Source organism: Rufibacter immobilis (assembly GCF_003721565.1).
In the GTDB taxonomy this organism is placed as follows: Bacteria; Bacteroidota; Bacteroidia; order Cytophagales; family Hymenobacteraceae; genus Nibribacter; species Nibribacter immobilis.
Window position 1 is genome coordinate 595,555 of sequence record NZ_RJJE01000017.1, and the last position, 13,071, is coordinate 608,625.

Annotated in this window: 12 protein-coding genes; 11 read left to right on the forward strand and 1 reads right to left on the reverse strand. The window is 48.3% G+C overall.

Annotated elements, in window-relative coordinates:
- Positions 1 to 9 precede the first annotated feature (9 nt).
- The 8 genes from EFA69_RS15280 (at position 10) to recQ (ending at position 9,034) form a co-directional block, all read left to right on the forward strand.
- Positions 10 to 393: a response regulator gene (locus EFA69_RS15280; RefSeq protein ID WP_123133958.1), complete on the forward strand. Its 384-nt coding sequence runs from the start codon at positions 10 to 12 to the stop codon at positions 391 to 393.
- Between the two features lie 30 nt (positions 394 to 423).
- Positions 424 to 1,554, forward strand: coding sequence for a chemotaxis protein CheB (locus EFA69_RS15285; RefSeq protein WP_123133959.1), 1,131 nt, complete (start codon positions 424 to 426; stop codon positions 1,552 to 1,554).
- Complete coding sequence (locus tag EFA69_RS15290) at positions 1,551 to 3,182, forward strand: chemotaxis protein CheA (protein WP_123133960.1); 1,632 nt, start codon at positions 1,551 to 1,553, stop codon at positions 3,180 to 3,182. Before EFA69_RS15285 ends, EFA69_RS15290 begins: the two co-directional genes overlap by 4 nt.
- A gap of 38 nt (positions 3,183 to 3,220) precedes the next feature.
- The gene (locus EFA69_RS15295) at positions 3,221 to 3,844 is read left to right on the forward strand and encodes a chemotaxis protein CheC (protein ID WP_123133961.1); all 624 of its coding nucleotides are present in this window, start codon (positions 3,221 to 3,223) and stop codon (positions 3,842 to 3,844) included.
- A gap of 191 nt (positions 3,845 to 4,035) precedes the next feature.
- Positions 4,036 to 5,319 carry a polyamine aminopropyltransferase gene (speE, locus tag EFA69_RS15300; RefSeq protein ID WP_123133962.1) on the forward strand — a complete coding sequence of 428 codons (1,284 nt, stop codon included), beginning with the start codon at positions 4,036 to 4,038 and terminating at the stop codon, positions 5,317 to 5,319.
- Positions 5,320 to 5,323: 4 nt separating this feature from the next.
- Complete coding sequence (locus tag EFA69_RS15305; RefSeq protein ID WP_245964598.1) at positions 5,324 to 6,415, forward strand: agmatinase family protein; 1,092 nt, start codon at positions 5,324 to 5,326, stop codon at positions 6,413 to 6,415.
- Positions 6,416 to 6,436: 21 nt separating this feature from the next.
- Positions 6,437 to 6,772 (forward strand): phage holin family protein, encoded by a 336-nt coding sequence (locus EFA69_RS15310; RefSeq protein ID WP_123133963.1) that lies wholly within the window; start codon positions 6,437 to 6,439, stop codon positions 6,770 to 6,772.
- Between the two features lie 120 nt (positions 6,773 to 6,892).
- Positions 6,893 to 9,034 carry a DNA helicase RecQ gene (recQ, locus tag EFA69_RS15315; RefSeq protein ID WP_123133964.1) on the forward strand — a complete coding sequence of 714 codons (2,142 nt, stop codon included), beginning with the start codon at positions 6,893 to 6,895 and terminating at the stop codon, positions 9,032 to 9,034.
- Between the two features lie 113 nt (positions 9,035 to 9,147).
- Here recQ and EFA69_RS15320 read toward each other — a convergent pair whose 3' ends face one another.
- On the reverse strand, positions 9,148 to 10,440 hold the full coding sequence (locus EFA69_RS15320; RefSeq protein WP_245964599.1) for a S8 family serine peptidase: 1,293 nt from the start codon (positions 10,438 to 10,440) through the stop codon (positions 9,148 to 9,150).
- A 228-nt stretch (positions 10,441 to 10,668) separates the two neighbouring features.
- Between EFA69_RS15320 and EFA69_RS15325 the strand changes: the two genes are divergently transcribed.
- The 3 genes from EFA69_RS15325 to EFA69_RS15335 form a co-directional block, all read left to right on the forward strand.
- A complete protein-coding gene (locus EFA69_RS15325; protein ID WP_123133966.1) occupies positions 10,669 to 11,430 on the forward strand; it encodes an XRE family transcriptional regulator in 762 nt (253 codons plus the stop codon).
- Positions 11,431 to 11,572: 142 nt separating this feature from the next.
- Positions 11,573 to 12,289: a pirin family protein gene (locus tag EFA69_RS15330; protein WP_123133967.1), complete on the forward strand. Its 717-nt coding sequence runs from the start codon at positions 11,573 to 11,575 to the stop codon at positions 12,287 to 12,289.
- Between the two features lie 404 nt (positions 12,290 to 12,693).
- A partial coding sequence (locus EFA69_RS15335; protein WP_221175755.1) for a hypothetical protein occupies positions 12,694 to 13,071 on the forward strand: 378 nt, incomplete at its 3' end.

The window sequence follows — 13,071 nt, forward strand, 5'->3', positions numbered from 1 at the left end:
TTAAGACCTATGGAAATCACCGATAAAAAAAGAATTCTCATTGTAGATGACTCCTTCTACATGCGCACTATGTTGAAGAACATGCTTCTAGATGCAGGTTATGACGTGGTGGGGGAAGCTCCAGACGGCAAAACCGCTTTGCAGATGGCCAGGGAGAAAGTGCCAGATCTGGTAACACTTGATGTGATTTTGCCAGACAACACTGGTTTAGATGTATTGAAAGGCATCAAGCAAGACAATCCAGATATGAAAGTTGTGATTGTGAGCGCTGTTGGACAGGAGGTCATCATGACAGAAGCTGCCGAATATGGAGCGTTGCATTATATCATCAAACCTTTCTCTGAAGACAAAGTGTTGGAGGCGTTGAGCAACGCTTTCAAGGAAGAAGAATAATTTAAGTAGTACTACGCCACTCCTATACACGTGCAGCAAACGCAGAGAGATAAGATCAGGGTGCTGATTGGGGATACGTCTGTACGCTCCCGGCTGGTGCTTTCAGGCATGATTGATGCCGAGCCTCACTTGGAAGTGATAGACACCGCCAAGTCTAAGGAAGAACTGCTGGATAAAGCATTTTCTGCCAAACCAGATCTTATTGTGGCCCATTATGAACTTACTGTGAGTGGTTCATTGCCACTGTTTGAAACCGTTAATGGAGGAGATTCTTCTATGTTACTCATGGTTTCACAGGAGATGGCTGTGGAAACTTCTTCTTTTCCAAAGAAAGCGGTTGCAGTACGTAGGCCTATAGGTCAAAACTCTTATAGGATTGCTGGAGATTCTGTCAAAGCAAGACTCATGTCTTCTCTCAAAGATTTCCTGATCAAGTATTCTGTCGTCAAAGCTTCTACCAGGAAAAAAAAGGAAGTTCTGACTACCGGTGAGGGGAAACTGCATTATCATCATCTTTGGTCTACAGCCGTTGCAAGAGCAGAGGTACCGCTCAACGTGGTGGTTGTAGGCGCTTCCACGGGTGGTTCCACGGCTATAGAATACCTGGTCAAGGAAATCAATGTTCAGCAACCTACCGTGTTATTAGTAGCGGTACACATGCCTGAGAAATTCACCAAACGCTTGGCAAGGAGATTACAGAAATTAACCTCATGGCGGGTAGAAGAAGGATATGAAGGCATGAAGCTTGCTCCTTATACCGTTGTCATTGCTCCCGGAGGGCAGAACATGCGGGTGTGTAACAGCCCTTTGTTCCCTAATCAGCTTAGTGTGAAACTTGAGCGCTCTAACGACATGGATACGCCTTCTGTAGATGTCTTAATGTTGTCTGCCGCCCAATGTGCCCACGAACAGGTACTTGGAATAATCTTGACCGGTATGGGAACAGATGGGACAGTAGGCGCACAGGAAATAAAGAAAAGAGGAGGCATAGTGATTGCCCAGAATGAAGAGACATCCACCATTTTTGGGATGGCGAAATCTGCCATTGAAAATGGCTACGTACATGGAGTGCTTGCTTTAGGCCAGATCAATTCTATCATAAACCGGTTTGCAGCAAACCGTAGCAGGAACCACATGCTCCAACGCAAAGCTATAGGATGAAGGGAAGAGAGCAGGAATACAGAGAAATATTCATAGCTGAAGCGCTAGAGTACTATGATGCCCTTAGCCGGCATATCAGTGATCTGGAGAAAGCCCCTCAGGATGAGCAGGTATTGGCAGAAATTTTCAGGCTTTTGCACAACCTGAAAGCAAACGCCAAAGCCATTGGTTTTATAACGATTGCGGATGTGTCACATAAGCTGGAAACGGCTTTTGGCATGATTCGGAACAAGGAGCTGAACTTCAGTGATGAAGTGGTAACCGTTCTCTTTGATGGGATAGACATGTTGGGTGAGCTTATCACCAGCATTGACAGTCCTAAAGAAGTAGAACCCAGCCCCGCGTTGCTCCGGAATCTGGACATCATTATTAACTCACTCTCAGATAATTCTGCTGAACTGTCAAAGGTTCAGAAATACTATAACTCCAAAAACCTGTCGCTCTCTGATCTGATTTACATTCAGATCAAGAAGCTGGACCACCTGTTGAATCTGGTGGGAGAGTTGATTATTGACCGTGACCGCATCTTCTCTATTAGTAAGGAACTGGACAATGACGATCTCAAGAACGTAAGTGCCCACCTATACCGCATCACTGAGGAGCTGCAGTATAGTGTCATGGATGCCCGATTGGTAAACGTGGGTTCGCTGTTTAATAAGTTTCCGCGTATAGTGCGGGACATAGCAGTGGCGGAGAGTAAGGAGATCAACCTTGACATCATTGGGCAAGACATTCAAATAGACCGGAATATCCTGCAGATCATCACAGACTCTCTGTTACACCTCATGCGTAATGCCATCTCCCATGGTATTGAGAAAGCCGATGTTCGGAAGAAAGCGAAAAAGTCGCCGCAAGGAAACATCACTCTGTCTGCGCAGAATGACCGTGATACGGTAATTCTGCGTTTGATTGATGACGGAAAAGGAATAGACCAGCAAGAGGTGAAGCGCGCCATTGTGCAACGGGGCTTCCTTTCTGCCGATGCCGTGAATGACCTAAGGGAAACCGAGGTGCTGTCTTACCTGTTTGAACCGGGTTTTTCCCTAGCCAAGGAAGTGACCGAAGTCTCTGGACGAGGGGTAGGGCTAGATGTAGTGAAGAATGCCATAGACTCTATAGGCGGACGCATACGGGTGGATTCTAAGAAAGGAGAGGGAACCACATTTACGCTCTTCCTGCCAACGTCCATCGCCGTAAAAGGAGCTTTGCTCTGCCAGGTTGAGGAAAATTTTTACGCAATTCCGCTCATGCACACAGATTCAGTGGTTGCTTTGCCTACTGCTGAACTACATGAGGTCGGCGATTTGCTGGTGGCTGACATCAACAGTGAAACCATTACCATTGTCTCGCTAAAAGAGCTGTTTAACACAGACATTAGTGAGTACAGCGTAAGGAAGAATGATTTGGAAAGTGATGTGCAGAACATCATCATTGTGACCTACAACAACCGGAAACTAGGCCTGATTGTAGACAAGCTCCTGCGCCAGCAGGATATTGTGATCAAGGCCCTGAGCAGACCGGTGAACACGATAGAAATTTACGCGGGGGTAACCCTCTTGGGGTCAGGCAAAGTCTGTCTGGTACTGGATGTGGCCGCCATTACCCGCTATTTTATTGCCAGAAGGTAAATCCTGACGGAACAAAGACATTGTATAAAGCCTGATTCATGGAGCTTCAAGTAAATGAACTAGAGCGGGATATCATCAAAGAAATCCTGAATATAGGATTGGCCAGGGCGGCTGACTCTTTTGCTGCCATTGCCAAAGACCGTGTACTTTTGAAAGTGCCAGACCTGCAGTTGATGGAGGCGGAGGAGCTTCTTAAAATTGTAAGAGCTTACGAGAATTCCCATACTATCATCCAGTCAGATATCAAAGGTGAATTGAACGGCTCCACCCTCATGCTTTTCTCAGAGAGGCACGTGGAGCAACTTTCTTCCGTTTGCCTTGGCATGTCTGTGAAAGGAAACGAGCCTTTGACTGAAATGCAGGAGTCACTGCTGTTGGAGGTTAGCAACATCATTACCGGGGCCTTAGTCACGCAATTGGCCAATATTCTGAAGTCCAGCATCTACGGTTCTCCGCCCGTTGCCCCTAAGCATGACATTGCCGAGTCTTTGAAAGACATCTTCACGGACCACCCGCTGTTTCAGCCTTTAGTTTTTACGGTCATCACCCAATTTACCAATAACTCTAAAATGGTGGAATTGCCTTTGCTCTTGTTCTTTGACACCTCCACGTTTATTAAAATTTTGGAAATTATCCGCTCCTATAACTTCCTCACCAAATAGTTTATACTTTCTTTACAGGCAAAAGAAAGGTGTTTCAAATCGTTTTTGCTTGGATTAGAGGCCATTATTGCGTTTAGGGGCTGTTTTTGAAAAAACAGCCCCTAAACGCAATAATGGCCTCTGGCTTTCCATTCCAGTATCTTTTTTGTTGTTTTGCGCGTCTGAATTAAAAAAAGATTAAAGATTAGCCTATGGACGCTTTAGGGAGACATATTCTGGTGGAGTTTTACAATTGTTCACCTGAGTTGATGAATGATGTGGTACACATTGAGAACAGCATGGTAGCGGCCGCTGAAACGGCTGGGGCCACGGTCATCAACAGTACTTTCCACCACTTTTCTCCCTATGGTGTGTCTGGGGTGGTTGTGATCCAGGAGAGCCATCTAGCTATCCATACCTGGCCAGAATTTGGGTATGCGGCCGTTGACCTGTTCACCTGCGGTGACTCCGTAGATCCTTGGATTTCCTATAATTACTTAAAAGAAGCATTTGAGGCCAGCCACGGTTCCTCAATGGAGTGTCTGCGTGGGCAGCAAAGTCTCCTGCAGCGCACCGACTTCACGGTAGAAGCCCGCGATTCAGGTCAGGCTATAACGCCTATTCCGCGCATTACCCGCGATGTGTGGTTCACAGAGCGTGATGAGAACATTGCACTTTCTTTAAAGCATACTGGTAATCAACTGTACAAAAAACAGTCGCCTTACCAAAAGGTGGAGGTATTTGAGACCTTGGCGTATGGCAACATGCTTACCTTAGACGGTATGGTCATGTGTACCCAGAAAGATGAGTACGTCTACCATGAAATGATTACCCACGTGCCAGTATTCAGCCACGGAAACGTGAAGCGTGCATTGGTCATTGGCGGCGGCGACGGCGGTACCGTGCGTGAGTTGCTGAGACATGAGGGGATTGAGGAGGTAGTATTGGTAGAGATTGACGAGTTAGTGATAGAAGCCTGCAAAGCGCATTTACCTGAAACCGCCAGCGCTTTTGACCACCCAAGATTAAAGCTCCTCATAGAAGACGGGATCAAGTACATTCAGGAATGCGCAGATGCAGCCTTTGATCTGATCATTGTGGACTCTGCAGATCCGGTTGGTCCGGGTGAGGGGCTGTTCACGGCTGAGTTTTATTCCCAGGTGTACCGCTGCCTGACGCCGGAAGGGGTTATGATCACGCAGAGTGAGTCGCCTAGATTCAACACCAAGGTATTCGTAGAAATTTTTGATACCTACAAAGGAATCTTCGGGCAGGAGAAAGTGCATTGCTATTTAGCCGCTATTCCAACTTATCCTACCGGTACCTGGAGTTTCTCTTTCTGCTCCAAAGGAAATGTGCTTCCAAAACAATTTAACGCAGAAGCCGCCGCCGCCTTCTCCCGTACCCAGGGACTCAGATACTACAATGAAGACATTCATGTGGCCGCCTTTGCTTTACCTAACTTCGTAAAAGACTTACTTTCCTCTAAAGCTTAATTTTATGAGTATAAACATGCCTACCATGTGTGACTCTAAACATGCTAAAATTGCTTCTTTTGACCAGAACGGTGTAGGAGAGGTAGGAAGCGGTTTGTTTGGCCTTCCGTTTACAGAGGAAGAATCTGAAGTAGTCATTTTCCCTATTCCGTGGGAAGTGACGGTGTCTTACAATGCTGGTACAGCCCAGGGACCTGCCGCGGTGCGGGATGCGTCTCCCCAACTAGACCTTTTTGACCCGGAACTCCCTAACGCCTGGCACTTGGGCATTCATATGCCTACCGTTCCGAAAAACTGGGCCCATGAAAGCGAACGGCTTCGGGAGAAAACAGAAGCATACATTGAGTGGCTGGAAGGCGGCTGCCAGGGAGAAGGCAATCAATTTGATGCTACTTTGGCCGAGGTGAACAAAAAAGGAGAGGAGCTGCTGCAATGGTCTAAACAGGAAACTCTTGCTCTTCTGGAGAAAGGTAAATTAGTAGGGGTGTTGGGTGGTGACCACAGCACACCGCTAGGCTTTATGCACGCTTTAGCCGAGAAGCATGAAGAATACGGTATTTTACAGGTAGACGCGCACGCTGATTTGCGTGATGCCTATGAAGGCTTTACCTATTCCCATGCCTCCATTATGTTCAATGCCCTCAAACTTCCACAGGTAAAGAAACTAGTGCAGGTAGGCATTAGAGATCTTTGCCAGGCAGAGGCGGAGTTGGTGGACCAGTCCAATGGCCGTATCACTACGTTCTATGACAGCAAGATCAAAACCAAGCTGTATGAAGGGAATTCCTGGCGCAAGCAGTGCAAGAAGATTATTGCTCAGCTTCCGCAGAAAGTTTACATCAGCTTTGACATTGACGGACTAGATCCTAAATTGTGCCCCGGCACCGGTACTCCGGTACCAGGAGGATTTGAGTTTGAGGAAGCCGTTTACCTGATTAAAGCGTTGGTGAAATCTGGCCGGGAGATCATTGGTTTTGACCTTTGTGAGGTAGCACCCGGAGACAGTGAGTGGAATGGTAACGTTGGGGCTCGGCTCCTGTACAAGCTTTGCAACTGGATGGCCGTCTCCCAAAAAAGACTTGAAGCAGCAAACTAACCACTTATTCATAGATCAAATATGGGTTTTATCCTTAAGATCATCATCACAGGTATAGTAGCTATTATCCTGACCAAGTTCTTCCCGGGCGTTACTATAGACGGCGTTGTCAGCGGTATCTTGCTGGCGTTGGTACTGGCGTTGCTGAACGCGGTTGTCCGTCCTATTCTGGTTTTCCTGACGGTGCCTATCACCTTTTTCACCTTGGGGTTGTTCCTGTTGGTCATTAATGCCATTATTCTTTACCTGGCAGATTATATTCTGGATGGAGTGGAAGTGAGTGGTTTCATTACGGCAGTGCTTTATAGCCTGGCGCTTGCGGTTGCCACTTATATTATAGACAAGATTGTAGGATAAACCTTCGTTTAATTCTTACTTTCAATAGCCCGGAAGCTTTTCCGGGCTATTCTTGTTTATAGGCAGCAGGCAAAAGGATAAGATGCGTTTTTACCGTATTTTTGTAAAAAGAGCACTTAAATGGAAGTAAGGGAAGCACGGGAGGTTCTGAAACTTTATTTCGGGTATGACCAGTTCAGGCCGGGGCAGGAGGATATCATTCAGAATGTATTGTCTAAGCGGGACACAGTTGTCCTGATGCCGACCGGAGGCGGGAAATCTGTCTGCTATCAAGTACCTGGTTTAGTGATGCCGGGGCTTACGGTAGTGGTATCGCCGCTTATTGCCTTGATGAAGGATCAGGTGGAAGCATTGCTGGCAAATGGGGTAAACGCGGGCTACTTAAACAGCTCACAGTCTACCAAAGAACAGCAGTTGATTGAGCAACAGTGTTTAGATGGCAGACTTAAAATGTTGTACGTGTCTCCTGAGAAACTGCTGTCGGCGGGTTTCTTTTCCTTTCTGAAGCGGTTGCAGATCAATCTCTTCGCCATAGACGAGGCACACTGTATCTCGGCGTGGGGACATGACTTCCGCCCGGAGTATTTACAGCTCAAGAACCTCAAGTTACAGTTCCCAGAGGTACCCATTATTGCGCTTACCGCTACGGCAGACCGCCTGACCCAGCGCGATATCCTGACGCAGCTGTATCTGCAGGACCCTAAGGTGTTCATCTCTTCTTTTGACCGGCCTAACATCCACTTACAGGTGCAACCGGGGCAGAAACGGATGGAAGCCATTCTTGATTTTTTGGAAGATCGGCCTTTCCAGCCGGGTATTATTTACTGTTTAAGCCGAAAAGCCACCGAGTCTCTTGCTGCCAAACTGAAAGAAAAAGGCTATAACGCCGATTATTACCATGCCGGTCTTTCAGCTGCTGCGCGTGAACAGGTGCAGGAAAAGTTCCTGCAGGACAATATCCAGATCATGTGTGCCACCATCGCGTTTGGGATGGGGATTGACAAGTCCAATGTGCGTTGGGTGATTCATTACAACCTACCTAAAAACCTGGAGAGCTACTACCAGGAGATTGGAAGGGGAGGGCGCGATGGGGCCTCTGCGGAAGCTTTACTCTTCTATAGCCTCGCTGATGTCATGACCTTGCGCGACATCATCATGCAGGGGGAGAACAGCAAAGAGCAGGCACTTTCCATTGCCAAGTTGGACCGTATGCAGCAGTTTGCGGAGAGCACCAGTTGCCGCCGCAAGACCCTGATGCACTACTTTGGTGAGGAGTACAACAAGGACTGCGGCCACTGCGACATCTGCGACAACCCACCCACCTCGTTTAATGGCACAGAGTATGCCCAGAAAATCCTGTCGGCGGTGGCTCGTACCAAAGAAACCATCCCTTCTGCCCAGGTAGTGGACATACTGCGGGGCTCCCGCAACCAACAGAGCCTGGCCAAGGGATATGACCAATTGAAAACTTTCGGGGCTGGACGGGACGTGCCTGCCATGGAGTGGCAACGGTACATCCATCAGTTGATCAACCAAGGTATCTTGGAAGTGGCGTATGATGAACATGGTGCACTCAAATTAACGAATGCGAGCCAAGAGGTGCTGTTTAAAGGGCGAAAGGTGGAGTTGGTTAAATTCCAACCGCCGGTAGCAAAGGAAGAAAAAGAAAAGCGGCAGAAGAAATCCAGAAGCGGGGTAGAGACCGCTTTGTTTGAACACCTGCGGCAATTGAGGAAGCAACTGGCTACGGAGCGGAACCTTCCGCCTTATGTGGTTTTCACAGACAATACGCTACAGGAGATTGTAGAGCAGCGGCCCACTAACCGTCCGGCTTTTCTGGCAATTTCTGGGGTGGCACAGGCTAAGTATGAACAGTACGGAGAGATTTTCATCAACGCCATCCTGAGTTTTCTGGCCCAGCAAGCTGAACAGCAGCAGGCCCGCCTGAAAGGTACCACCCACTTAGTCACCTATGAAATGATCCGGCAGGGAAAAACGCTGGAAGAGATTTCGGAGCAAAGGCAAGTGCAACTGAATACTGTCTACTCCCACCTTGCCACCTTGTATCAGCAAGGGTATGATGTGGAGCTGAAGCCGTACCTGTCTGACTGGGAGTACAGCCGCGTACGCGAAGGAATTCTTAAAACAAACCAGACTGCGGCGCTCAAACCTATTTTTGAGTATCTGGAGGGTGAAATAGATTACCTTAAAATCAGGTTAGGTATTGGGCGTTTTAACAAAGAGAACAGCCAGGGGAGCTGACGTTTTATGCTGCTATAGTTAAGGCTAATTTCCAGAAAAAGAGCCCCTAAACGCCCAGAGTTGTGAAACTAGGCGCTTAGGGGCTCTTCTTATTCCTAATCTATACTGTCTATCTACTTGAGCGCGATTGGGTCTGGCTTTCCGTCCGGGTCTGCGGTGACGGTTCCCTGGGAGCGGAGGTTGCCCCCGGAGAGGGCGAGCAGGCCGGCCACGTGCGGGGCGGCGTAGGAGGTGCCGCTGCCGGTGGCGTAGCCCGAGCCCTTCCAGGTGGTCCTCACGTTCGTTCCGGGGGCGGCGTAGCGCACGGAGGCCCCGAAGTTGGAGGTGGGGCTGAACTTGCCGTTGCTGTCCATGTTGGAGACCACGTACACGTTGGGGGCCACCACGCGGGCGGGGGAGTCGGCCTTGCAGTCCACGTAGGAGTTGCCGGCGGCCACCACCACGAACATGCCCTTGGCGGCGGTCTTCTTCACCAGGTCGTCGAGCATGGTGGAGCCGTCCACCCTGAGGCTCATGTTGACCACGTCGCCCGCCTTGCCGTTCTGGTAGGCGTAGTTGAGGGCCGAGTAGATGCGGGTGAGCGTGCCGGCGCCCTTGTCGTCGAATACCCTGAGAGCCACGATGGTGGCGTTGGCCGCCACGCCCACCACGCCCAGGCCGTTGTCCTTGGCCCCGATCACCCCGGCCACGCCGGTGCCGTGGCCGTAGCCGTCCTCCCAGGAGCTAACCCCGGAGATGAAGGACTTGCTGCGCGCCTTGTCCACGTTCAGGTCGGGGTGGGAGGACTGCACGCCCGAGTCGATCACCCACACCGTCTTGCCCGTGCCGTCGCCGTAGCCCACCCGCGCCACGCCCCACGGGATCTCCTGCGTGGAGCTGGTCGTGCTGGTCGCGGAGGTAGAAGACGGTGTGGCTTTCCCCAGCAGGACAGCCTGCTCAGGCTCCACGTAGGCCACGCTTTCGTCTTGTCTCAGCTGCTGGACCTCGTCTTTGGAAAGGTTTCCGGTGAAGCCGCTGGCGCTATTGCCGTTGAACAGTTCGCTTACCCGGCTCCGGCTGATGCCTAATCTCTGCATAAGCCGCTCCCGGCGCTCCTGGGTAGAACTCAGGTTGCCGTCCTTCATCACCACGATGTACTTGCCGTCAACGGCGTTGGACACGGCGGCGGGCGCCATGGGCGCGGTGGCCGTCTCCTCCAGGAGCTCGTCTTTCTGGCAGCCCGCCATGGAGAACACGGAGGCCAGGGCGAAGAAGGAGACCGCTTTTTTGAAGTTGTTGGATTTCATAGTCCAGATTTTATTGGTTAGTAAAAATTCATTCATAGGATCAATGCAATTGGATTCCAGCAGGTGTCTGTGTTGCCGCTGCATAAGCCAAATGTAATGAATAATACAAAAAACTAGCAAGCTGATGGATAAAATAATTGCTTGATATGAAACCCGTTATATAGAACTATATAAATGTATAAGTAAGATAATGTTCAAGTACAAGATTGATAAAACACTTCAGATTTGAGAGTAGTATTAGCTTTTATGCCTTTTCAAGCAAAAAAAGAAAATATCATTGCCAAAATAATTAGTGGTTTGCTAAAGAATTAGTACTTTTACTAAGTCAAAAAATCAACAGATAATTTTATGCTGAGCACTAATCTGAAATATCTAAGAAAGCAATCCAATCTAACCCAGGTACAACTGGCTGAGAAGCTGGAGATAAAGAGATCTTTGATTGGTGCCTATGAAGAGGGGCGGGCGGAGCCTAAACTGGCTACACTTATGAAAATGGCGCAGGTGTTCAAACTGTCTGTGGATGAGTTGATCAACCCAGATCTTCCCAACCTTTCCAAAGCAGCAGGAACCAGCCGTCAGCCTAACGTAAAGGTGCTCTCTATTACCGTAGATAGCCAGAACCGTGAGAATATTGAACTAGTCCCTTATAAGGCCAGTGCCGGTTACCTGAATGGCTACGCCGATCCTGAGTTCATGGAAGAGTTGCCTAAATTCAGGTTACCCATGATTCAGAGCCCCGGCACCTACCGCGCCTTTGAGATCAAGGGTGATTCCATGCTGCCCATCCCGTCAGGTACTGTCATTGTAGGGCGGTATGTGGAGAATTGGCAGGAAATCAAAGACGGTACTCCGTGTATTGTGGTGAGCCTGCAGGAAGGGATTGTCTTCAAGCGCATCTATCACCAACAGAAGCAGACCGCTTTGCGCCTGCATTCAGACAACCCAATCTATGAACCATATGAAGTGCCTTTGGAAGATGTAGTGGAGCTGTGGGAAGCCAAAGCTTATATTAGTACTACATTCCCTATGGCTGAAATTTCTCTGGATAAACTTACTTCATTGGTTTTGGATCTTCAGCAGGAAGTGAAGAAATTGAAGACTTCTAGATAATAGACTTCTTCGTCATGCTGCCGTTTCGGGGCCGTTTTTTCAAAAACAGCCCCTAAACGGCAGAACTGTTTTTAGATCAGCAGCAGAAGAATAACCCAGCAAGCAGGGGTGCGTATTTATTCCTAAATATAACGCTATCTCCATGATCAAAGTGATTCCTGCCTCAGACCGCCACCATTCCGCCCATGGCTGGTTAGACTCTTACTTTCTGTTTTCCTTCGCAGATTATTATGATTTAAACAATGTGCAGTGGGGACCCCTGCGGGTTTTTAATGACGACTACATCCAGGGCAACAGCGGGTTCCCAGAGCATGCGCACAGTGAAATGGAGATAGTCACCATTGTGTTGGAAGGAGAGGTAACCCACACTGACAGCCTGGGCAACAACACCGTGATCAAGGCAGGAGAAGTGCAGCGCATGACCGCTGGTACGGGAATCAGGCACTCAGAGCACAACCATTCAGACAAAGACCTGCATTTATACCAATTGTGGTTTCTGAGTAATAAAAAAGGATTAGCGCCCAGTTATGAGCAGAAAGCCATTGATTACACCGGGGAGAAAAATGAGTTGATTCCGTTGGTAACGGGGCAGAGAGTACTGGAGGATGTTCTGTATATGAATTCAAACTCTACGGTGTACCATGCCAACCTCAGAGATGGCAAAGAGATTGATTTCAAGACTTTCCCTATCCGGAAGAGCCTCCTGTACGTTACGTCCGGGGAGTTGTTCGTCAATGGAATGCAGGTGCAGAAAAATGACCAGGTACGAACTGCCGATGTAGATGCCTTACGCATTAAAGCCACCGCCGACAGCTCTTTTATTCTGATAGATTTACCAGGAGTGGAGGCTAATTTTTAGATACATCTATTTCCTTAAGAACATTACAAGAAGGCGCTCCAGCAAAGGGCGCCTTCTTGTTTTAGGCATCTACGAGATTTACCTAGAGGGTAAGAGACAACTCTATATTCTTTAGAGGTTAAGCCTTTAGAACTTGATCTACAGCTCTTTCTTAATATAAAGATATTAAAATATTTATTTTACTGAGTATATAAGTATTGGATTTTAATGATAAAATTAAAGGGGTAAATACGTAAAAATCATTATAAAAATTTAATAGAATGCTGTTACTTAATTTATTAGGCACGTATAACTCCAATGTTACTACTTTTTAAAATATTATTTTTAAAAGACTATGAAAAAGAAATGGATATCACTCATGATGGCCCCAGTATTTGTGGCTAGTTTATCATTGGCATCTTGTGATGATGACGACGACGCAACTGCAAGACCATCAGGAACTACTGGTACTACTGGCACAACGGGTACTACTGGCACAACGGGTACTACTGGCACAACCGGAACTACGGGTACAACCGGAACTACAGGTACAACTGGAACAACCGGAACCACAGGTACAACCGGAACCACAGGTACAACCGGTACTACAGGTACAACCGGAACCACAGGTACAACCGGTACTACAGGTACAACCGGTACTACAGGTACAACCGGTACTACAGGTACAACGGGTACAACCGGTACAACTGGAACCACAGGTACAACCGGAACTACAGGTACAACTGGTACAACCGGAACTACAGGTACAACCGGAACAACTGGAACTACAGGTACAACCGGAA

Excerpts from the sequence above, each read along its gene's own strand:
- EFA69_RS15280 (WP_123133958.1), top strand. The coding sequence starts at position 10 with ATGGAAATCACCGATAAAAAAAGAATTCTCATTGTAGATGACTCCTTC.
- EFA69_RS15290 (WP_123133960.1), top strand. The coding sequence starts at position 1,551 with ATGAAGGGAAGAGAGCAGGAATACAGAGAAATATTCATAGCTGAAGCG.
- EFA69_RS15295 (WP_123133961.1), top strand. The coding sequence starts at position 3,221 with ATGGAGCTTCAAGTAAATGAACTAGAGCGGGATATCATCAAAGAAATC.
- speE (WP_123133962.1), top strand. The coding sequence starts at position 4,036 with ATGGACGCTTTAGGGAGACATATTCTGGTGGAGTTTTACAATTGTTCA.
- EFA69_RS15305 (WP_245964598.1), top strand. The coding sequence starts at position 5,324 with ATGAGTATAAACATGCCTACCATGTGTGACTCTAAACATGCTAAAATT.
- EFA69_RS15310 (WP_123133963.1), top strand. The coding sequence starts at position 6,437 with ATGGGTTTTATCCTTAAGATCATCATCACAGGTATAGTAGCTATTATC.
- recQ (WP_123133964.1), top strand. The coding sequence starts at position 6,893 with ATGGAAGTAAGGGAAGCACGGGAGGTTCTGAAACTTTATTTCGGGTAT.
- EFA69_RS15325 (WP_123133966.1), top strand. The coding sequence starts at position 10,669 with ATGCTGAGCACTAATCTGAAATATCTAAGAAAGCAATCCAATCTAACC.
- EFA69_RS15330 (WP_123133967.1), top strand. The coding sequence starts at position 11,573 with ATGATCAAAGTGATTCCTGCCTCAGACCGCCACCATTCCGCCCATGGC.